This window comes from Pseudomonas zeae, from assembly GCF_014268485.2.
Classification (GTDB): domain Bacteria; phylum Pseudomonadota; class Gammaproteobacteria; order Pseudomonadales; family Pseudomonadaceae; genus Aquipseudomonas; species Aquipseudomonas neuropathica.
In genome coordinates this window covers 6,347,784-6,369,627 of record NZ_CP077090.1, presented here as the reverse complement: position 1 = coordinate 6,369,627, position 21,844 = coordinate 6,347,784, and the positions used below count along the sequence as shown (strand labels likewise).

The following is a 21,844-nucleotide window of genomic DNA, read 5'->3' as shown; positions in this document are numbered from 1 at the left end:
GATGGACGTCAGCAAGACCAAAAGCAGTTTCTACCGCCGCTTGTATGTGGCGTACCTGATCGACAGCGGTCTGGCGCCGAGCGTGCCGACGCTGACCGAAGTGACCGGTATGCCCCGGCGCACGGCGCAGGACACGATTGCCGCGTTGGCCGATCTGGATATCGTTTGTGAGTTCGAGCAGGAAGAGGGCGCGCGTAATCACGCCGGGCGCTATCGGATTCGCGAGTGGGGAGCGATTGATCGTGGGTGGATCGAGCGTAATTTGCGGCAGATCAAGGCAGTTCTGGGATATCCCTGAAAAGCCCCTCACCCCAGCCCTCTCCCAGAGGGAGAGGGAGCCGATTGGGGGATATTGGAGAAGTACGCCGACTTGAGCGAATTTCTCTGAATCCATAATCGACTCGGTTTTTCAGGTCGATGTCTGCCGCAAGACAATAAGGTCAGTCCCCTCTCCCTCCGGGAGAGGGCTAGGGTGAGGGGCTCTTCAGGAACGACGCATCCCGATATGCGGAATGTCATCCTCCAGATATTCCTCACCCGCCACAACAAACCCGTACTTGCCGTAATACCCCTGCAAATGCGCCTGCGCCGACAGATAGATCGGCACCTGCGGCCAATGCTTCTCGGCCTGTTTCAGTGCTTGCTCCATCATTTCGTGCCCCAGCCCTTTGCCGCGCCCCTGCGGTGCGGTAATCACGCGGCCGATCACCACGTCACCCCCCTGGGATTCCGGATCCAGCAGGCGCAGGTACGCCATTAACTGGTCATCCTCCCACCCCATCAGATGGTAGGTGTCGCCTTCCAGATCCTGGCCATCGAGGTCCGGATAGGCGCATTTCTGCTCGACGACGAACACGTCCGAGCGCAGCTTCAACAGCGCGTACAGTTGTTCCTTGCCCAGATCACTGTGATGTTTGCAGACCCATTCGATTGTCATTTGCCGATTCCTTGAACGTGTCGCCCGATACTAAGCGCCTGTGGCAAAGATGTCTGTATGGCGTAAGAGTCTGTGACAAAGGTCAAAATGCCATCATTCCTTTCTCGCAGCCTCGGTGACTTTGTGTAATCTGCTGGAGAGCCCTGTGCATTGGCTGCAATGAGCTAATGTTAGGGCCTGGGTTTTGCCGGTAAGGGGCCTTGGGGTTTTGGCTGAAAACATGCTGGGCAACTTGCCCGCTAAGGATTTTCAAGCATGCCGCGTTTGCATCGAGCCTTTGCTTTGATCGGATTGCTCTTGCTGGCTCAGACCGCTGCAGCGGATAAGCTGCGGCTGGTGTTTGATATCTGGCCACCCTTTACCGACGACACGCTGGTCAACGGCGGCCTGGCCACCGACATTGTCAGCACCGCGCTGTCCAGAGCCGGTTACGCCAGCGGTTACGAGCAGGTGCCGTGGGCACGGGCGCTGCTTGGCGTGGGGGAGGGCCGTTACGATGTGCTGGTCAACGCCTGGTACAACGACGAGCGGACCAAGCTCGGGCAATTTTCCGGGGAATACCTGCTCAACCGCATCCGCTTTCTCAAGCGCAAAGACACGCCACTCGACTATTCCAATCTGCAGCAACTGCACACCTATCCGATTGCGGTGGTGCGCGGCTACGCCTATTCGGCGCCGTTCGATGCCGACACGGCGTTGCAGAAAGTCCCTGTGCATAACTTCGCCATGGCCGTGCGCATGCTCGCGGCGGATCGGGTCAAGCTGACGCTGGAAGATGAGTATGTGGCGAAGTATTACCTGGCGCGGGAATCCGCCAAGGTGCGCAATTCGGTGGAGTTTTTACCCAAGCCGTTGAGTGAGAACAGCCTGCATATATTGGTGAGCCTGAAGAATCCGCAGCATGAGCAGATTGTCGCGGGGTTTGATAAGGCGATTGCGGCAATGAAGGCGGATGGGAGTTATGACAAGTTGTTGAGACAGCATGGGATGTGAGGGTCGATCCAGAATCCTCTGTGTGGCAGATGTCGCTATCGCGAGCGGGCTCACTCCTACAATTTGGAATGCGTTCCCCTGTAGGAGTGAGCCTGCTCGCGATGACGCCCTGTCAACCGCCGCTGATTTCTGAGGTGTCCTTGATCAAATGCGCCGCCAACGTCCGCAACGGCCCCAACTGCCGACAGATCAACGCCAGTTGCGTCTGCACCAACCGCTGCCCCTCATCGATCTCATCGGCCATCTGCTCCAGCTCATTGGCCAGCGCTTCTTCTTCATCACTCTGAATCGCCACCGGCTGCTTGTTGGCCAGCCCTTGGGCGATTTCATCAATGCTCGTCGCCAGTTTCACTCCGGCGCCATCGATCAAATGCTCGCGCACATCCGCCGGCAACTGCGTCTCGCGGTGTGCACCCAGACCTGACAGATAACTCAACAACGTGTGCGACAGCACCAGAAAGCGGAAACCGACATCGGCTTCCTTACGGAAATGCCCCGGCTCCATGAGCATGTTCGCCAGCGTTGTCGACAGCGCCGCATCGGCGTTGTGGGCGTTGCGGCGGGCCAGCCGATAGGCGAGGTCATCACTCTTGCCGGCGGCGTATTGCTGCATGATCTGGCGCAGGTAGATGCTGTTACAGGTCAGGGTGTTGGCCAGCACTTTGTTCAGGCGTCGGCCCTGCCAGTCCGGCAGGAACAGGAACACCGTCAGACCGGCAATCAGGCTGCCAAGCAAGGTATCGAACAACCGTGGCAGGAACAGTCCGTAACCGTCACCGACCTGATTGAAGCAGAACAGCACCATGATGGTGATCGCCGCTGTCGCCAGGGTGTAGCGGGTGGTGCGGTTGGTAAAGAACACCACGCCGGCAGCGATGGCGAAACACGACTGCACCAACGGACTCGGGAACAGATCGAACAGCGCCCACGCCACGGTCAGGCCGATGGCGGTACCGAAAATCCGCTGACCGAGTTTGCGCCGCGTCGCGCCGTAGTTCGGCTGGCAGACGAACAGCGTGGTGAGGATGATCCAATAACCTTGCGACGGGTGAATCAAATGCACCATGCCGTAACCGATACTCAGCGCCAATGGCAGGCGCAGGGCATGCCGGAACAGCAGAGACGTCGGCGTCAGTTGCGTGCGCAGGCGCACCCAGACGTCTTTGAGGTTGCGCGGCGAGCGGTCGAGCAGGCTGCTGTCAGTTGCATCGGCCAAGGCGTCGGGGTTGCTCGCGTCGCTGAGCAAACGGTCGAGGGTGCCGAGGTTGGCCGCCAGGGCGCGCAGTGAGCGCAGCAATCCGCGCCAGGCCGGATTGCTCTGGATGCGCAGGTGTTCAAGGGAGGCGTCGAGGTCGCCCAGCGCTTCGGCGAAACTCGCGTCATAAATAAATGGCTGGCGCATCTGGATCGATTCGGCCAGAGCGCGGCAGGCCTTGCCTTGCTGGCGCAACAGGCGTTGGCAGCGGAACAGCACGTCGCTGTGGAAGAACGCTTCGGCCAGTGCGTTGTACGGATAGTGCGAAGAACTCGCGCGTTCGTGGATGTCCTGAGCGAGGAAGTACAGCTTCAGGTAACGGCTGACTTTCGAGCCGGGGCGGCCGTTGCCGACGCGGTGCAGGATGATTTCCTTGGCACTGTTCAGCGCCGCCACCACGCGACCGTTTTGCTGGGCCAGTTCCAGCCGCCGGGCTTCGACGTCCATCTGCCGGATCGGCTCGAACAGCGACGATTTCAGCTTCAGGTAAAAGCCCAGCTCACGGAACAAGCGCGCCAGACTCTGCTGCACCGGCTGGTTGGAAAACAGCGCCTGCCACAACACCGAGAGCAAGCCGTACCACGCGGCGCCGGCGACCAGCAGCATCGGCTCGTGCCAGAAATCGGTGACCGCACCGCCGCGCTGATCAACGCCGATCATCGTGTATACCGACAGAATCAGCGTCGCCGAAGCAATCGCGCCATAGCGCTCGCCGAGCGCACCGAGCATGGTCAGGCCGAAACTGGCCAGCGCCAAAGCAATGGCAAACACGATGGGGTAGGGGAAGAGTAATTCGACCGACAGCGCGGCGATGCTGAAACACACCAGCGTCACGGCGAGGGCGTTGAGGCGGCCCTGCCAACTGTCGTCGGTTTCGGCCAGGGCGCTGGCGATAATCCCCAGGAATAACGGGATCAGCAGGCCCATTTCATCCTGATACCAACACAGCGCCATGCTGCCGGTCAGGGCGATGAACACCCGCACGCTGTAGCTGAATTTATCCAGCGCCCATAGGCGCCGCAAAGACTGACGAAACGAGGTCGAGGACATGAAGTGCGAGGGCCTTCCGAGGCGATGCCGCTAAATTGAGCCAGTAATGACGCCGACGCAATGGCGCCGATCACATCCGACAGCAAAAAGTGTTCCTTACTGCATCACACATAACAACTGTAGGAGTGAGCCTGCTCGCGATAGCGGTGTGTCAGCCAATGCATTCATCGACTGATTCACCGCTATCGCGAGCAGGCTCACTCCTACAGGGTTTTGTATTTGGCCTTGAGTTAAGCGTACTGCGCGGCGGCGTAACCGGAGGCCCAGGCCCATTGGAAGTTGAAACCGCCCAGATGCCCGGTGACGTCGAGCACTTCGCCGATGAAGTACAGGCCGGGGCTTTTCAGCGATTCCATGGTCTTGGAGGAGACTTCGCGAGTGTCGACACCGCCGAGGGTCACTTCGGCCGTGCGATAACCCTCAGTCCCCGCTGGCACGACTTTCCAGCTGCCGAGCTTGTCGGCGATTTCCGCCAGTTCGGCGTGGGTGTACTGCTTCATCGGTTTGGACACGAACCAGTTATCCGCCAACAGATTGGCCATCTTCTTGGTGAAGATTTCACCGAGCAGGGTTTTCAATTCACTGTTCGGACGCTCGGCCACTTGCTGCTGCAACCAGCTCGCCGCGTCGTAATCCGGCAGCAGGTTGATCTCAACCGTGTCGCCGGATTCCCAGAACGAGGAAATCTGCAAAATCGCCGGGCCGCTGAGGCCACGGTGAGTGAAGAGGATGTTCTCGCGAAAGCTCTGATCGTTGCAGCTGACCAGACAATCCACCGAAGTGCCGGACAGCTCGGTGCACAGTTCCTTGAGTTGATCGGTGATGGTGAACGGCACCAGACCGGCGCGGGTCGGCAGCAGTTCATGGCCGAACTGTTTGGCCACTTGATAACCGAAACCGGTGGCGCCCAGCGTCGGGATCGACAGACCGCCGGTGGCGATCACCAGCGACTGGCACTGGATCTGGCCCAGTGTGGTGTCGAGCAGGTAACCGCTTTCGATCTTCTCGATGGTCTGGATCGAGGTGTCCAGATGCAGCTCGACACCGACCTGATCGCACTCGGTCAGGAGCATTTCGAGGATGTCGCTGGATTTGTTATCGCAGAACAACTGGCCGAGTTTCTTCTCGTGGTACGGCACGGCGTGTTTGCCGACCATGCCGATGAAATCCCACTGGGTATAGCGCGCCAGCGCGGATTTGCAGAAGTGTGGGTTCTGCGAGAGGAAATTGCTCGGCTCGGTGTACATGTTGGTGAAATTGCAGCGGCCACCGCCCGACATCAGGATTTTCTTGCCGGCCTTGTTCGCGTGGTCGAGCAGCAACACCTGACGCCCACGCCCGGCGGCGGTCAGTGCACACATCAACCCAGCGGCGCCTGCGCCAATGATCACGACTTCGGTAGAGCGCAAAACGGTGTCCTCTGAAATATCACCACAAAACGAACTGTAGGAGTGAGCCTGCTCGCGATGGCGGTGTGTCATTCAACATAGAGGTTGGCTGACAGATAGCTATCGCGAGCAGGCTCACTCCTACAGGGGAGTTACGTTGTTCTTACAGGATACGTACGCGCAGCGAACGGCCTTTGATCTTGCCGTCGTTCAAACGCTGCAAGGCCTGCATGGCCACGGTGCGGTCCACGGCTACATAAGCCTGGAAGTCGAAAATCGCGATCTTGCCAACCTGTGCACCGGGAATGCCGGCATCGCCAGTCAGTGCACCCAGAATGTCGCCCGGACGAACCTTGTCTTTACGGCCAGCACCGATGCACAGGGTGGTCATCGGCGGTTGCAGCGGGGCGAGGCCCTGGGACTTGAGGTTATCGACCTGATCCCAGTTCAGCGGTGATTTCTGCAGTTGTTCGATGGCTTGCGCGCGGTGCGCTTCACCCGGTGCAACCAGACTGATCGCGATGCCTTTCTCGCCAGCACGACCGGTACGGCCAACGCGGTGAATGTGGATTTCCGAATCGCGCGCCAGTTCGACGTTGATCACCATGTCCAGCGCATCGATGTCCAGGCCACGGGCGGCGACGTCGGTGGCAACCAGTACCGAGGTACTGCGGTTGGCGAACATCGCCAGCACCTGATCGCGGTCACGCTGTTCCAGATCGCCATGCAGGCCGACGGCGGAAATGCCTTTGGCGGTCAGGTGATCGACGGTTTCCTGCACTTGCTGCTTGGTGAAGCAGAACGCCACGCAGGACGCCGGGCGGAAGTGGTGCAGGACTTTGGTCACCACGCTCATACGATCTTCCGGGGAAATCTCGTAGAAACGCTGCTCGATCTGCGTGTCATCGTGGAACGCTTCGGCTTTCACCGTTTGCGGATCACGCATGAACTTCGACGCCAGTTGCTTGATGCCCACCGGGTAAGTCGCAGAGAACAACAGGGTCTGACGGCGCTCCGGGGTCTTGACGATGATGTCTTCGATGGCGTCGTAGAAACCCATGTCGAGCATGCGGTCGGCTTCGTCGAGGATCAAAGTGTTCAGGCCGTCGAGGACCAGCGAACCCTTGCGCAGGTGCTGCTGAATACGCCCCGGGGTGCCGACGATGATGTGCGCGCCGTGTTCCAGCGAAGCGATCTGCGGGCCGAACGACACGCCGCCGCACAGGGTCAGGACTTTGATGTTGTCTTCGGCACGGGCCAGACGACGGACTTCCTTGGCAACCTGGTCGGCCAGCTCGCGCGTCGGGCAGATCACCAGTGCCTGGCAACCGAAGTAGCGCGGGTTGATCGGGTTGAGCAGGCCGATGCCGAACGCGGCGGTCTTGCCGCTGCCGGTCTTGGCCTGAGCGATCAGGTCCATCCCCTTGAGGATCACCGGCAAGCTCTGCGCCTGGATCGGCGTCATCTGGGCATAACCGAGGGATTCGAGGTTAGCCAGCATGGCGGCGGACAGCGGCAGAGTATTAAAAGCGGTGGCGATGGTGGTCACGGGACTGGCCTGCAAAACAAAATGTCGCGCAGTGTAGCAGCCCCGTGCCACTTTCTTCGAAAGTTCTGGACGAACAGTGGTTAATGTTCGATGTGTTCTTCCGGACGTTTGGCGCGGCGGCCGTCTTCCTTCGACAGTTGCGAGAAGATCGTCGCGGCGAGCATCGCCATGATGCCGACGGTGACGAAGGTCAGCTGGAACGCGCCGAGTACGGTTTCCACGCCATCGTTACCGACCTCCGCTGTAAACCCACCGAGCAATGCACCGGCGCAGGCAACGCCCAGACTCAATGACAACTGCGCCACCACCGAGAGCAAGCTGTTGCCGCTGCTGGCGCTGGCGTCGTCGAGGTCGATCAGCGTCACCGTGTTCATCGCGGTGAATTGCAGCGAGTTGATCGCGCCGAGAATCGCCAGCAGGCACAGCAGCAGCCAGTACGGCGTCTGCTCGCTGACCAGACCCATGCTCGCCAGCATGATCCCCAATGCCAGGGTGTTGCCGGTGAGCACGATGCGATAACCGAGCCGCTCAATCAGCGGCCGTGCCATCCACTTGGCAAACATCGCCGCCGCCGCCAGTGGCAGCATGCTCATCCCCGCTTGCGACGGTGAATAGCCCAGCGCCACTTGCAGTAGCAACGGCACCAGAAATGGCAATGCGCCGCTGCCCAGGCGGGCGAACAGGTTGCCGAGAATGCCGACGGCAAACGTGCGGGTCTTGAACAGCGATGGCGCGAACAGCGGGTTTTCGATGTGCCCGGCGCGCAACCAGTACGCCGCCAGACACGCCAGACCGGCGAACAGCAGCAACATCACCCGCAGATGCGGCAAGTGCAGTTCGCCAAGGCCTTCCATGGCGATGGTGATCAGGATCATCGCCGCGCCGAACAGCAGGAAACCCAGGCTATCGAAACGCGTGCGCTCGGTGCCGCGCAGGTCGGGAATGAATTTCCACACGGCGTAGCAACCGATCACGCCGACCGGCAGGTTGATCAGGAAGATCCAGTGCCACGTCAGGTACTCGACCATCCAGCCGCCCATGGTCGGGCCGATCAGCGGACCGAGCAGGCCGGGGATGGTGATGAAGCCCATGATCCGCACCAGTTCGGATCGCGGATAGGCGCGCAGTACGACGAGTCGCCCGACCGGTAGCATCAGCGCACCGCCCAGGCCCTGAATCACCCGGGCGCCGACCAGCATGCTCAGACTGCTCGACAAGGCGCAGAGCAGCGAGCCGAAGCTGAACAACAAGATCGCGCCGAAGAAGATTTTCTTGGTGCCGAAACGGTCGGCGATCCAGCCTGAGGCCGGTATCAGCAAGGCCACGGTGAGCATGTAGGCGATGATCACGCCTTGCATGCGCAACGGGTCTTCGGCCAGATCCCGAGCCATGGCCGGCAGGGCGGTGTTGAGGATGGTCCCGTCGAGGGACTGCATGAAGAACGCAATGGCGACGACCCACGGCAACCAGCGTGCGGTGATGGCGTCGAGAGGCGGGCGGTTGGGCATGGAACCTCTTGTCGTTGAAGTTAATGCATATCCATTGTCGAGCGCGGTCAGTGTGGGAGCGAGCTTGCTCGCGAAGAGGCCATTTCATTCAACATCGATGTCGATTGATCTACCGCTTTCGCGAGCAGGCTCGCTCCCACAGGTTTTGCGTTTACAGGGTCAAGGTCAGCCGGCTGACCAGCGCTCCCGGCAGCAATGCCGACGAGGTATTGCGCTGGCTGTACGTACTCGCCGACAGCAACAACTCACGCTCGGCGGTCAACGCTTCCAGCTGTGAACCCAGCAGGCTGTAAGCGCTGTCGTCGAAGCGCATGGTGCTGACCGGCGCCTGGATCTCGCCGTTCTCGACCCAGAAGGTCGCAAACCGAGTCATGCCGGTCATGCGCGCCGCCGGTTGATCCGAGAAGTTCAGGTACCACAGGTTGCTGATGTACAGCCCGGTGCCCAACTGTTTGAGGATCTCTGCTTGCGCCAGATCTCCCGCCGCCATGTTCAACGCACTCGGCATTTCCCCGCCGCCGGCGCCGTTGGCGGTCAGGCCATATTCCGCTGCACTGCGCGAGCCGACCAGTTGATCGCCAGCCTTGCCTTCGACGATCAGGCGCAAATCACTGCGCGGATAACCCTCGCCGGAAAACGCCGGGCTCAGCGATTCGCTGACTTTCTCATCCAGCGACAGCAGTGGACTGAACGCCTGATCGCCGACATACAGCTTTTGCAACGGGCTGCTCTTACTGGCGATCGACTGCGCCGAGAAACCGCCCCAGCTCAGCATGCCCATGATTTCTTCCAGCGCCGCCGGTGCCAGATACGCGCGGTACTGCCCCGGCGCCAAGGTGCGCAGCGGTCGGCCGAGAAATTCCAGTTGCTCGCGGGCCTGGCCGAAGCGCTTGGCGAAGCCTTCGCTGCTCCAGTCATGCCCGGCGTAGCTGGCTTTCACTGCTTCACCGTTCTGGTGGAACAGGCTGAAATCGAAGTTGAAGCTGTTGGCCTGATGCCAGCCAAATGCGCCTGAAGAACTGGCGAAACCACGGCTGATCGGGCCGGCGGCATAGAAACCCACCAGATCCAGACCTTCAGCGGCAGCGCAGATTTCATCGACAACCTGTTCGGTGTCCGGCAGCGGATGCTCCTGCACATTTTTGCTCTGCCAGCCGTTGTGGTTGAGCAACAGGTACGGATCCTGCGGCAGCAGCGGCAGGGTTTCGCGCAGTTGTTGCAGGCCTTCGGCGAGGCGTTGCAGATCGCCTTCCTGATCACCGGACAGGGTGACTTGCAGGTCGGCGTGGCGACCGTCGTTGATCAGTTTCAGGACGATATTGGCCTGCTGCACTTGTCCGGCCTGACGCACCTTGGCGTGATTGAAACGCACGAACGCCGAGGATTCGGCGGCAAAGCTGAGGGTGAACTGTTCTGGCTCGCGCACGCTGTCACGCAGCCACTCGACCATGACCTTGAAGGCGTCGGACTGACTCTTCGAAATGCTCATCAGGCGTCTCCCCCAAACACATCAACGTTGCTGAATACGCAGGCCGGCGAAGCGTGGCCGACGCGGATCACCTGGTTCGGTTCGCCCTTGCCGCAGTTCGGCGTGCCCAGCACCTTGACGGTGTTGGCGTCGCCGACGGCGCGCAGGCTTTTCCAGAAGTGCGCGGAAATCGCCCGGTAGTTCGGGTTTTTTACCACGCCTTTGAGTTCGCCGTTTTCGATCAACTGGCCCCATTCACAGCCGAACTGGAATTTGTTGCGCGCATCGTCAATCGACCAGGAACGGTTGGTGCTCATCAAAATGCCGTTCTCGATGCCTTCGATCAGTTTGTTCAGAGGCTGATCGCCAGGTTCGATATTGAGGTTGGCCATGCGGTCGATCGGCGGGCGGTTCCAGCCGCAGGCGCGGCTGTTGGCAACGCCATCGAGACCGGCGCGGAACTGCGACAGCGCACCACCCAGTGGGCGCAGCAGCAAACCATCGCGAATCAGGAATTGTTTGCTGGCCTTGCTGCCATCGTCATCGTGGCCATAGCTGGCGAGTTCTTCGGGAATGCCCGGATCGAACGTCACGTTGAGCAGTTTCGAGCCGTATTGCAGGCTGCCGAAGTCGCTGGCTTTGACGAAACTGGTGCCGGCGTAATTGCGTTCATCACCGAGGATGCGGTCGAGTTCCAGCGGGTGGCCGATGGATTCGTGGATCTGCAGCATCATTTGATCGGGCATCAGCAGCAGATCGCGCGGGCCTTGCGGGGTGTTCGGCGCGAGTAGCAGTTGCAGTGCCTGATCGGCGACTTGCGGGCCGGCGCCGATCAGACCGCAGCGGCTGATCACATCAGCGCCGCCCTGTTGGCCGAAATTCTCGCGGCCGAGGCTACGGGTCTGGCTGTCGTTGCCATCGTAAGCGGTGACGTCGAGGCCCGGATAGACGAAGCGCTGCGCTTGGCGCAATTCTGCCCCGGCGCTGCTCAGGTAGATCTGTTCGACGTGGGTAATGCCAATGCTCACTTCCCAATTCACCAGGCGCTCATCCTTTGGCACTGAGGCGGATTCCGCGCCGAGCAGCTCAAAACATTCGCTCAGGGACGGGAAGGCTTGGTCGAGATTGGGTGAAAAGTAATCAGCACGATCGCTGGACACCGGCTGATCGCGCAGGTCGAGCAAGGCGTGCGGCTTGAGGCGGCGGGCTTGCTGCTCGGCGCGTTCGAGGGCGGCTTGCAGACCTTGTTGCGACAGGTCGTTGGTCGCCGCGTAGGCCTCAACGCCATTGACGCGCACGGTGAGCATCGCGCCTTCGTCGCGTCTCAGGCTCGGCGGCTCGGCGACATTCTTGCGCACCGACAGATATTGCCCGGACTCGCGTACATACCGCAGGGAAAAAAACTCAGCGCCCGTGCGCAAGGCAGCGAAGCGCTGCTTGAGCTGGGGGTGGAAATCGAACATTCGGGAACCTCCTTGTCAGGGGGAAGCGGTAGAGCAGCGGCGGGGAGGGGGTGAAACGGTTGCGCGAGGTCTAGAGTAGGCCTGCGTGGGGGTAGGATCAAGTGAAGAGGGGGTGTAGGGGGATTTACTTGAAGCAGAGGAATTTGTGCTGACTGTGAGGGCCCCTTCGCGAGCAGGCTCGCTCCCACATTTGATTTGTGAACGACACAGATCCAGTGTGGGAGCGAGCCTGCTCGCGAAGGCCGCGCCTCGGTATTACGTCTTACTGAGCAACCGGGGTGATATCACGCATTGGCTTGCCTTTGACCGGCGCATCGCCCGCCACGTAGTACGGCGCGGTGCTGCGTGGCAGCGGCTGGCGGCCACGGATCTTGTCGGCGATTTTCTCGGCGATCATGATCGTTGGCGCGTTGAGGTTGCCAGTGGTGATGATCGGCATGATCGAGGCATCGACCACACGCAGGCTCTGCATGCCGTGCACGCGACCTTCGCCATCCACTACAGCCATCTCGTCGGTGCCCATCTTGCACGAGCAGGACGGGTGGAACGCAGTTTCGGCGTGCTCGCGGATGAACTTGTCCAGTTGCTCATCGGTTTGCACTTCGATGCCCGGGCTGATTTCGCGGCCACGGAAAGCGTCCAGCGCCGGCTGTTGCATGATTTCACGGGTCAGGCGGATGCCGTCGCGGAATTCCTGCCAGTCCTGCTCAGTGGCCATGTAGTTGAACAAGATGCTCGGGTGCTGGCGCGGGTCTTTCGACTTGGCCTGGATGCGACCACGGCTTGGCGAACGCATGGAACCCATGTGTGCCTGGAAGCCGTGCTCTTTCACACCGTTGCTGCCGTTGTAGTTAATCGCCACCGGCAGGAAGTGGTACTGGATGTTCGGCCATTCGAATTCCGGACGCGAACGGATGAAACCGCCGGCTTCGAACTGGTTGCTGGCGCCGATGCCGGTGCCGTTGAACAGCCACTCGGCACCGATGGCTGGCTGGTTGTACCAGAGCAGCGACGGGTACAGCGAAACCGGCTGAGTGCAAGCGTATTGCAGGTACAGCTCAAGGTGATCCTGCAGGTTTTCACCGACGCCCGGCAGGTCGTGAACGACCGGGATGTCGAGGGATTTCAGCAGTTCGGCAGGGCCGACACCGGAGCGCTGCAGAATCTGCGGCGAAGCGATGGCGCCGGAGCACAGCAGCACTTCTTTGCGCGCTTTGGCTTCAACGCGTTCTTCCGCATCGCCGACCAGGTAACGCACACCGACGGCACGCTTGCCTTCAAACAGAATCTTGTCGGTCAGGGCGTGGGTGACGATGGTCAGGGTCGAACGCTTCTTGGCGACGTCGAGGTAGCCACGGGCGGTGGATGCACGACGGCCGTTCGGCGTCACGGTGCGGTCCATCGGGCCGAAGCCTTCCTGCTGGTAACCGTTGAGGTCTTCGGTGCGCGGGTAACCGGCCTGCACACCGGCTTCGACCATGGCGTGGAACAACGGGTTGTTGCCCGCCTTCGGCGTGGTCACGCTGACCGGGCCTTCGCCACCGTGGTAGTCGTTCGGGCCGATGTCGCGGGTTTCCGCTTTGCGGAAGTACGGCAGGCAGTCGAGGTACGACCAGTTTTCCAGGCCCGGCAGTTTCGCCCAGCCGTCGTAGTCCATCGCGTTGCCACGGATGTAGCACATGCCGTTGATCAGCGAGGAACCGCCGAGGCCTTTGCCGCGACCGCATTCCATGCGGCGACCGTCCATGTGTGGCTCTGGATCGGTTTCGTAGGCCCAGTTGTAGCGACGACCTTGCAGCGGGAATGCCAGGGCAGCGGGCATTTGCGTGCGGAAGTCGAAACGGTAGTCCGGACCGCCAGCTTCGAGCAGCAGAACGGTGACGCCTTCGTCTTCAGTCAGACGGGTCGCCAGGGTGTTACCGGCCGAGCCGGCACCGATGATGATGTAATCGAATTCTTGGGACATTGAATGCACCCTCTTTAGATGTGGTCAGGTCGGGCCTGACGAGTGCTTTGCACTCGAATCGCGAGCGGGCTCACTCCCATAGGAGACACTGTTCCAATGTGGGAGCGAGCCTGCTCGCGAAGACGGCCTCACGAGCAATACAAGACTCGGGTCTTAGAACACCGAGACGTAATCGCCCAGCTCGACCTGTACCGATTTGATGCGGGTGAAGTTGTTCAGCGAGCTGATGCCGTTCTCACGGCCAACACCCGACTGCTTGTAACCGCCGACCGGCATTTTTGCGTCGGACTCGCCCCAGGCGTTGATCCAGCAGATACCGGCTTCCAGTTGATGAATCACGCGGTGTGCGCGGTTCAGGTCTTTGGTGACGATACCGGCGGCCAAACCGAAGTCGGTGTCGTTGGCGCGGCGGATCACTTCTTCTTCGGTCTCGTAGGAGAGGATCGCCATCACTGGGCCAAAGATTTCTTCACGAACGATGGTCATGTCGTCGGTGCAGTCGGTGAACACGGTCGGCGCGACGAATGCGCCTTTGGCGAATTCGCCGTCGGTCAGACGGTCGCCGCCGCACAGGACGCGGGCGCCTTGTTCTTTACCTTTGGCGATGTAGCCCAGCACGCTTTCCATGTGCGCGAAGCTGACCAGCGGGCCGAAGTTGGTGTTTTCGTCTTCCGGGTTGCCGACGCGGATGCGTGCAACGCGCTCAACGATCTTGGCTTCGAAAGCGGCTTTCAGGTGCGCCGGAACGAACACGCGAGTGCCGTTGGTGCAGACCTGGCCGGAGCTGTAGAAGTTGGCCATCATCGCGGTGTCGGCAGCACGATCGAGATCGGCGTCGTCGCAGATGATCAGCGGAGACTTGCCGCCCAGTTCCATGGTCACGTCTTTCAGCGACGAAGCCGAAGCGCTGGCCATCACCTTCTTGCCGGTGTCGGTGCCGCCGGTGAAGGAGATTTTTTCGATGCGCGGGTGCTCGGTCAGCCAGGTGCCGACTTCACGGCCGCTGCCGGTCAGTACGTTGAAAACGCCATTTGGAACGCCGGCTTCGGTGTAGATCTCGGCCAGTTTCAGGGTGGTCAGCGAGGTGACTTCGCTTGGCTTGAAGATCATCGCGTTACCGGCAGCCAAGGCTGGCGCGGATTTCCACAGCGCGATCTGGATCGGGTAGTTCCACGCGCCGATACCGGCGACAACGCCCAGCGGCTCGCGACGGGTGTAGACGAAAGAAGTGTCACGCAGCGGGATCTGCTCGCCTTCGATCGCTGGCACCAGGCCTGCGTAGTATTCCAGCACGTCAGCACCGGTAACGATGTCGACGTATTTGGTTTCGGAGAAGGCTTTACCGGTGTCCAGGGTTTCCAGCGCGGCCAGTTCATCGTTGCGCTCGCGCAGGATGTCGACGGCGCGACGCAGGATGCGCGAACGCTCCATGGCGGTCATCGCGGCCCAGATTTTCTGGCCCTTTTCAGCGCTGACCACGGCGCGCTCGACGTCTTCCTTGGTCGCACGTTGCACCAGTGCGAGGACTTCACCGTTAGCCGGGTTGATGGCTTCGAAGGTGGCATCGCTGCCGGCGTCGGAGTACGCGCCATCGATGTAAAGTTTTTGCAGTTCGAAACGGGCCATAGTGTCCTCGCAAGTGCATTGGTGGTTGGCGTTGACCACCGCGGTGAGGCTGCGGTGGCGGTTCAGGGGCCGAGCGTTTTCTGTGTGCTCTAGCTCACCTGCTTGGCCAATTGGAAATCCATGTATTCGTAAGCGATCTGTTGCGCCTGCGCCGTGTCGAAAGCGTCTCCCGACAGCGCGCCGCGCAACCACAAGCCGTCAATCAACGCTGCCAGCCCCCGCGCTGCGCTGCGCGCATCTTCGAGCGGCAGCACACGGCGGAACTGACAGCACAGGTTGGAATACAGACGGTGATCGTTGATCCGCTGCAACCTGTGCAAAGACGGCTGGTGCATGCTGGTGGCCCAAAAGGCCAGCCAGGTTTTCATTGCCGGGCCATTGACCTGGCTGGCGTCGAAGTTGCCTTCGATGATCACCTGCAGATGTGCCCGTGGGCTGTCATCTGCCAGCGCCTGACGGCGCGCGGTGACGCTCTCGCTGAGGGCGGTCATCAGATACCGCATCGTGGCGGCAATCAGGCCGTTCTTGTCCTGAAAGTAATGACTGATGATGCCATTCGAGACACCGGCCAAACGGGCGATCAGCGCAATGCTGGCGTCCCCCATTCCGACCTGATCGACCGCCTGCAATGTGGCTTCGATCAGTTGTTGGCGGCGGATGGGTTGCATACCGACCTTGGGCATCTTGCACATCTCCTTAGGCCTTCCGAGCGGCGAATCACGCCGATCGGATTGAGGGCCAGTCTATTTTGTTTTGATTGAACGTTCAATCAACAAAGAATAAGATCTGCGACAAATCGTCGCTGCCTACAGCTTTTTCCTACGTGTAAGTGGCGATAAAACCGACATCCAAAAATGCTCGAAACCTGCGTGGGGCATGGCGCGGTTCGCGATTCGATGGACGTGTTGAAAGGGCAAGACGCTCAGGGCCAGGTTTCGGATGACCGTCCGTCCACCTTCGGCCACGAAAGCGATTCGCAGCGCCATTTCGGCAGGTTCGGGCTTTTTTCGGGGTGTCTTTATATCACCCGCCGGTCGGCTGCCAACTAACCGATTGGTCGGGTTCCGTGTTGCCTTGTGTTCTTCTCTCGCACTGCCTGGAGCATTTGTGCCATGAGTTCTGCCTCGCTTATAAAGACCCCGCCCGAGAAGGTGACGGTCAACGGTTGGGTGTTTTACACCTCTACCGCGCTGATTCTGTTGTTGACCGCCATTCTGATTATCGCCCCGCAAGAGGCCGGCAGACTGTTGGGTATCGCTCAGGCCTGGTTGTCGCGCAGCTTCGGCTGGTACTACATGGTGGTCATCGCCGCCTACCTGGTGTTTGTGGTGGGCCTGGCGTTTTCTTCGTACGGCAAACTCAAACTGGGCAGCAAGGACGACACCCCGGATTTCAGTTACGGCGCCTGGGCGGGGATGCTGTTCTCGTCGGGTATCGGTATTTCGCTGCTGTACTTCGGCGCGTCCGAGCCGCTGGATCACTATTTCAATCCGCCGGAAGGCGCTTCGGCCAGCAACCTGGCCGCGCGTCAGGCAGTACAGCTGACGTTCCTGCATTGGGGTCTGCACGGCTGGGCGATCTACGCACTGGTCGGTCTGGCCGTGGCGTACTTTGCTTACCGGCATAACCAGCCGCTGGCCCTGCGTTCGGCGCTGTATCCGCTGGTCGGCGAGCGTTGGGTCAAGGGTGCGGCCGGTCACGCGGTGGACGGCTTCGGCATGTTCGTGACCCTGCTGGGTCTGGTGACCAACCTGGGGATTGGTTCGCTGCAAGTGTCGTCGGGGCTGGAAAACCTGTTCGGCATGGAACACAGCAACACTAACCTTTTGATCGTGATCATCGTGATGAGCACCGTGGCGACCATCGCTGCCGTGTCCGGCGTGGAAAACGGTATCCGTCGTCTGTCCAACCTGAACATCGTGCTGTTCAGTGGTCTGCTGATTTTCGTATTGCTGTTCGGCCCGACCCTGCACCTGCTCAACGGCTTCGTGCAGAACATCGGTGACTACCTCAATGGCATCGTGCTGAAAACCTTCGACCTTTATGTGTACGAAGGCGACAACGCCAAGTCCGAGCGCTGGATGGGCCTGTGGACCCTGTTCTACTGGGCGTGGTGGATTTCCTGGGCGCCATTCGTAGGCATGTTCATCGCGCGTATTTCCCGTGGTCGTACCGTGCGTGAGCTGGTGGCGGGTGTACTGCTGATTCCGCTGGGCTTCACCCTGGCCTGGCTGTCGATCTTCGGTAACTCGGCACTGGACCTGGTGATGAACCATGGCGCGGTGGAGCTCGGCAAGACGGCGCTGGAACAGCCGTCGATGGCGATCTATCAATTGCTTGAGCACTACCCGGCGTCGAAAGTCGTTATCGGTGTGTCGATCTTTGTTGGCTTCGTGCTGTTCCTGACCCCGGCCGACTCCGGCGCGGTGATGATGGCGAATCTGTCCTGCAAGGGCGGTAACGTCGATGAAGATGCGCCGCACTGGCTGCGGATCTTCTGGTCGGTGGTGATCACCCTGGTGACCATCGGTCTGCTGTTTGCCGGTAACTTCGAAGCCATGCAAACCATGGTGGTGCTGGCCGGTCTGCCGTTCTCGGTGGTGCTGGTGTTCTTCATGTTCGGCTTGCACAAGGCCATGCGTCAGGACGTGCAGATCGAACAGGAGCAGGCGCAGCTGGCGGAGCGCGGTCGTCGTGGTTTCAGCGAGCGTCTGACGCAACTGGATCTGCAACCGAGCCAATCGGTGGTGCAGCGCTTCATGGACAAGCAGGTCAGCCCGGCGTTGGAAGACGCCACCGCGCAGATGCGTGCGCAGGGTCTGGAAGTGCAGACGCTGTTGGGTAAATCCAAGCGCTGCATGGGTGTGCGCGTGGAGATGGAAGAGGGCAACCCTTTCGTTTACGAAGTGAGCCTGGACGGCTATCTGGCGACCCCGACCGAATCGGCGCAGTCCGATGAAGCGCGCCAGCGTTACTACCGCGCCGAGGTGTACCTGCACAACGGCAGCCAGGATTACGACCTGATGGGCTTCACGCAGGATCAGATCACGCGGGATGTGCTCGATCAGTTTGAAAGCCATCGGCAGCTCCTTGGCCGGGTGTATAGCTAAGTCAAAAGCCCCCTCACCCCAACCCTCTCCCGGAGGGAGAGGGAGCTGACCGAAGTGTCTTGCGCTATACGCCGACTTGAAAGAACGAGTCGATTATGGATTGGCTGCAGCAGGTTGCGAGCTTCTCCAAATCTGAGTTCCACTCGGTCATTCAGGTCGGCGTAGTTCGAAAATACAACTCGGTCAGTTCCCTCTCCCTCTGGGAGAGGGCTAGGCGGGCGGCGTTCCGATGAGGGGCTTTTTTCCTGACCCAATAAAAAAGGGATCGCTCACCGCGATCCCTTTTTTTATCCCGCCTTAACCGAGATTCTTGCCCAGCAACGCGTGATACAACTCGCTGTCGCCCAAGATCCCCACCACATGATTGTCATCGTGCAGCACCAGCTTGTTGCCGGTCTGATAACGAATCTGCAGTGCATCGCGCATACCGATGTTCGAGTCCACCAGCGTCGGCTTGCGCTCCAGCCCCTCTACCGCTTGCCCCGGTGCCCAGTTCTGCAGGTTCAGCACCGAACCATTCTGCCGCGCACCTTTGATGGTGTTGCCTTCGGCCAGGTCCAGCCACGAATCGCCGCCCGGATCGAGGCACACCGAACCATTGATGCGTTTGCACTTGTCCAGGGTGCGCATCAGGCTGCGGCCGCAGAGCACGTTGAGCGGATTGGTGTGCGCAACGAAAGTGCGCACGTAGTCGTCCGCCGGGTTCAGCACGATCTCTTCCGGCACGCTGTACTGGATGATCCGGCCGTCTTTCATGATCGCGATGCGGCTACCCAATTTGAGCGCCTCGTCGAGGTCGTGGCTCACGAAGACAATGGTCTTGCTCAGCTTGCGTTGCAGTTCCAGCAGTTCATCCTGCAGGCCCTGGCGGATCAGCGGGTCGAGGGCCGAGAACGGTTCGTCCATCAGCAGAATGTCGGCGTCCATCGCCAGTGCCCGCGCCAGACCGACACGCTGCTGCATGCCGCCGGAGAGTTCGTCGGGCTTCTTGTTGCGCCACTGGGTCAGGCCGACCAGTTCGAGTTTCTCGTCGACGAGCTTCTTGCGTTCCTTCTCCGGGCGACCCTGCATTTCCAGGCCGAAACTGATGTTCTCGCGCACCGTCAGCCACGGCATCAGGGCGAACTTCTGGAACACCATGGCGATGCGTTTGGTGCGCATCATTTTCAGCTCGGCCGGGGTGCAGGAAGCGATGTCGATCTGGCGGTTTTCATGCTCGACGAACAGCTTGCCGCGGCTCACGGTGTTGAGGCCGTTGATGCAGCGCAGCAGGCTCGACTTGCCCGAACCGGACAAGCCCATCAGCACGCAGATCTCGCCTTTGTTGATGTCCAGCGTGGCTTTTTCCACGCCGACAATCTGTCCGGTCTTTTTCAGGATCTCGTTGCGGGTCATGCCCTGATCGAGCAGTTTGAGTGCCTCGCGCGGGTCTTTGGAGAAGATTACGTCGACGTCTTCGAAGCGAATTATGCTCATGCGTCACCCCCTGCTTTAGCGTCGGGTTGTTTGCAGATACGGTCGAGCATGATCGCCAGCAGTACGATCGCCAGGCCCGCTTCGAAGCCCAGGGCGATATCAGCAGTGTTCAGTGCGTTGACCACCGGTTTGCCGAGTCCATCGGCGCCTACCAGTGCCGCGATCACCACCATCGACAACGACAGCATGATGCACTGGGTGATGCCGGCCGCGATGCTCGGCATGGCGTGAGGCAGTTCGATCCGTGAGAGCAATTGGCGACGCGAGCAGCCGAAGGCCTTGCCGGCGTCCATCAGTTCTTGCGGGACATCGCGGATGCCCAGGTAGGTCAGGCGGATCGGCGCAGCGATGGCGAACACCACTGTGGAGATCAGGCCTGGCACCACACCCAGCCCGAAGAGGGTCAGGGTAGGAATGAGGTAAACGAAGGTCGGTACGGTCTGCATCAGATCGAGTACCGGACGCATGACCGTGTAGAACATCGGTTTGTGCGCGGCGACGATGCCCAACGGCACGCCGATGACCACGCAGACCAGGGTTGCGAACATGACCTGGGCGAGGGTTTCCATGGTCTCCTGCCAGTACCCCAGATTGAGGATCAGCAGAAAGGAGGCAATGACGAACGCAGTCAGGCCCCATTTACGCTGAATGAAGTGAGCGAGTAGTGCGATCAGGCCAATCAAGACCAGTGGGTTGAACCAGGTCAGCGCAAACGTCACGCCGTGGATCATCGTTTCCAGTGTCACGGCGATTGCGTCGAAGGTGTTGGCGCCGTGTTGCGTCAACCATTCAACGAAGCCCGCGATGTACTGGCCTAAAGGTATTTTCTGATCAATCAGCATGGTAGTGAACGTCCGCATGCAAGGAAATAAACAGCCCGGGCGGGCGAACCCACCCGGCATAAGCGATTACTGAAGCTTGGCTTTCACGGCCTCCAGGCCAGGTTTACCGTCAATGGTGGTCACGCCAGCGAGCCAGGTATCGAGCACTTGTGGATTCTTTTTCAGCCAGGCCTTCGCGGCCGCGTCAGGCTTCATCTTGTCGTCGAGGATGTTGCCCATCAGTTCGCTTTCCATGTCGACGGTGAACTCCAGGTTCTTCAGCAACTGACCGACGTTGCTGCATTCCTCGGCGTAACCCTTGCGGGTGTTGGTCGCTACGGTCGCAGCACCGAAATCGGGGCCGAAGAAATCATCGCCACCGGTCAGGTATTGAATCTTGAAGCGCTTGTTCATCGGGTGTGGCGCCCAGCCGAGGAAGACCACGGCGGTGTCGCGTTTTTGCGCGCGATCCACCTGCGAGAGCATGCCCGCTTCCGACGATTCGACGACTTTGAAACCGGCGGTTTTCAGGCCGAAAGCGTCCTTGTCGATCATGCTCTGGATCAGACGGTTGCCGTCATTGCCAGGCTCGATGCCGTAGATCTTGCCGTCGAGTTCTTTCTTGAATTTGGCGATGTCGGCGAAGTCATGCAGACCTTTGTCATACAGGGCTTGCGGCACGGCGAGGGTGTACTTGGCGCCCTTGAGGTTGGTGCGCACGGTTTCTACGGTGCCGGCGTCGCGGTAGGCCTTGATGTCGTTTTCCATGGTCGGCATCCAGTTACCGAGGAACACGTCCATGTTCTTGCCGTCGGCCAGCGACTTGTAGGTCACGGGCACGGAGATCATGGTGGTCTTGGTCTTGTAGCCGAGGGCGTTGAGGACAACGGAGGTGGTAGCGGTGGTAGCGGTGATGTCGGTCCAGCCGACATCGGAGAAGTTAACGGTACTGCACTGTGCCGGTTCTGCAGCTTGCGCCAGTAACGGCAGACTCAGCATGGCGGCCAACAACAACGACGGGGAACCTTTCATGGATGGACTCCTTGGTGTTTTTTTTGGCAGTGTTCCGACTGTGGACCACCGCACTTATAGGTTGCGGTTGGATGGCGTTCTGGAGACAGCTCTACCACGGCGCCTTGCAATCGAGTCATAACGATCATGTACCAGTGAAAATCTGACGCCTACAGGGGGGGTCGTATCCAGTACAGGGATGGTCGCATCCAGTGTCAGTGAC

General features: G+C 60.1%; 16 protein-coding genes. 3 read left to right on the top strand and 13 right to left on the bottom strand.

The window, feature by feature from the left end:
* Position 1 precedes the first annotated feature (1 nt).
* Positions 2–298 (top strand): winged helix-turn-helix domain-containing protein, encoded by a 297-nt coding sequence (locus HU754_RS28065; RefSeq protein ID WP_093429875.1) that lies wholly within the window; start codon positions 2–4, stop codon positions 296–298.
* 186 nt (positions 299–484) lie between these two features.
* Here HU754_RS28065 and HU754_RS28060 read toward each other — a convergent pair whose 3' ends face one another.
* Entirely contained in the window at positions 485–937 is a 453-nt protein-coding gene (locus HU754_RS28060) for a GNAT family N-acetyltransferase (RefSeq protein ID WP_099757392.1), read from the bottom strand.
* Between the two features lie 255 nt (positions 938–1,192).
* On the opposite strand from HU754_RS28060, the gene HU754_RS28055 reads away from it, so the two are divergent.
* Positions 1,193–1,930, top strand: a complete 738-nt coding sequence (locus HU754_RS28055) for a substrate-binding periplasmic protein (protein WP_099757391.1) — start codon at positions 1,193–1,195, stop codon at positions 1,928–1,930.
* Positions 1,931–2,042: 112 nt separating this feature from the next.
* On the opposite strand, the gene yccS is transcribed toward HU754_RS28055, so the two are convergent.
* The 9 genes from yccS to betI form a co-directional block, all read right to left on the bottom strand.
* On the bottom strand, positions 2,043–4,235 hold the full coding sequence (yccS, locus tag HU754_RS28050; protein ID WP_186620004.1) for a YccS family putative transporter: 2,193 nt from the start codon (positions 4,233–4,235) through the stop codon (positions 2,043–2,045).
* A gap of 230 nt (positions 4,236–4,465) precedes the next feature.
* Positions 4,466–5,644, bottom strand: coding sequence for a BaiN/RdsA family NAD(P)/FAD-dependent oxidoreductase (locus HU754_RS28045; RefSeq protein WP_186620003.1), 1,179 nt, complete (start codon positions 5,642–5,644; stop codon positions 4,466–4,468).
* Positions 5,645–5,786: 142 nt separating this feature from the next.
* On the bottom strand, positions 5,787–7,172 hold the full coding sequence (gene dbpA / locus HU754_RS28040) for an ATP-dependent RNA helicase DbpA (protein ID WP_093429879.1): 1,386 nt from the start codon (positions 7,170–7,172) through the stop codon (positions 5,787–5,789).
* An 80-nt stretch (positions 7,173–7,252) separates the two neighbouring features.
* On the bottom strand, positions 7,253–8,680 hold the full coding sequence (mdtD, locus tag HU754_RS28035) for a multidrug transporter subunit MdtD (protein WP_186620002.1): 1,428 nt from the start codon (positions 8,678–8,680) through the stop codon (positions 7,253–7,255).
* Positions 8,681–8,831: 151 nt separating this feature from the next.
* Positions 8,832–10,169, bottom strand: coding sequence for a TldD/PmbA family protein (locus HU754_RS28030; protein WP_186620001.1), 1,338 nt, complete (start codon positions 10,167–10,169; stop codon positions 8,832–8,834).
* Positions 10,169–11,611: a TldD/PmbA family protein gene (locus HU754_RS28025; protein ID WP_186620000.1), complete on the bottom strand. Its 1,443-nt coding sequence runs from the start codon at positions 11,609–11,611 to the stop codon at positions 10,169–10,171. The genes HU754_RS28030 and HU754_RS28025 overlap by 1 nt, the downstream gene beginning before the upstream one ends.
* 262 nt (positions 11,612–11,873) lie before the next feature.
* Complete coding sequence (betA, locus tag HU754_RS28020) at positions 11,874–13,577, bottom strand: choline dehydrogenase (RefSeq protein WP_186619998.1); 1,704 nt, start codon at positions 13,575–13,577, stop codon at positions 11,874–11,876.
* Positions 13,578–13,730: 153 nt separating this feature from the next.
* Positions 13,731–15,203: a betaine-aldehyde dehydrogenase gene (betB, locus tag HU754_RS28015; RefSeq protein ID WP_007949771.1), complete on the bottom strand. Its 1,473-nt coding sequence runs from the start codon at positions 15,201–15,203 to the stop codon at positions 13,731–13,733.
* Positions 15,204–15,292: 89 nt separating this feature from the next.
* The gene (gene betI / locus HU754_RS28010; protein WP_042561476.1) at positions 15,293–15,886 is read right to left on the bottom strand and encodes a transcriptional regulator BetI; all 594 of its coding nucleotides are present in this window, start codon (positions 15,884–15,886) and stop codon (positions 15,293–15,295) included.
* Positions 15,887–16,315: 429 nt separating this feature from the next.
* Here betI and betT point away from each other — a divergent pair, with 429 nt between their 5' ends.
* Positions 16,316–18,313, top strand: a complete 1,998-nt coding sequence (gene betT, locus HU754_RS28005; RefSeq protein WP_038363124.1) for a choline BCCT transporter BetT — start codon at positions 16,316–16,318, stop codon at positions 18,311–18,313.
* A 297-nt stretch (positions 18,314–18,610) separates the two neighbouring features.
* Here the strand turns inward: betT and choV are convergent, their stop codons facing one another.
* The 3 genes from choV to HU754_RS27990 all read right to left on the bottom strand — a co-directional run bounded on the left by choV (position 18,611) and on the right by HU754_RS27990 (position 21,642).
* Positions 18,611–19,789, bottom strand: coding sequence for a choline ABC transporter ATP-binding protein (gene choV, locus HU754_RS28000; RefSeq protein ID WP_034153601.1), 1,179 nt, complete (start codon positions 19,787–19,789; stop codon positions 18,611–18,613).
* Entirely contained in the window at positions 19,786–20,631 is an 846-nt protein-coding gene (choW, locus tag HU754_RS27995) for a choline ABC transporter permease subunit (RefSeq protein ID WP_093429887.1), read from the bottom strand. The genes choV and choW overlap by 4 nt, the downstream gene beginning before the upstream one ends.
* A gap of 66 nt (positions 20,632–20,697) precedes the next feature.
* Entirely contained in the window at positions 20,698–21,642 is a 945-nt protein-coding gene (locus HU754_RS27990; RefSeq protein ID WP_007918300.1) for a choline ABC transporter substrate-binding protein, read from the bottom strand.
* Positions 21,643–21,844 lie beyond the last annotated feature (202 nt).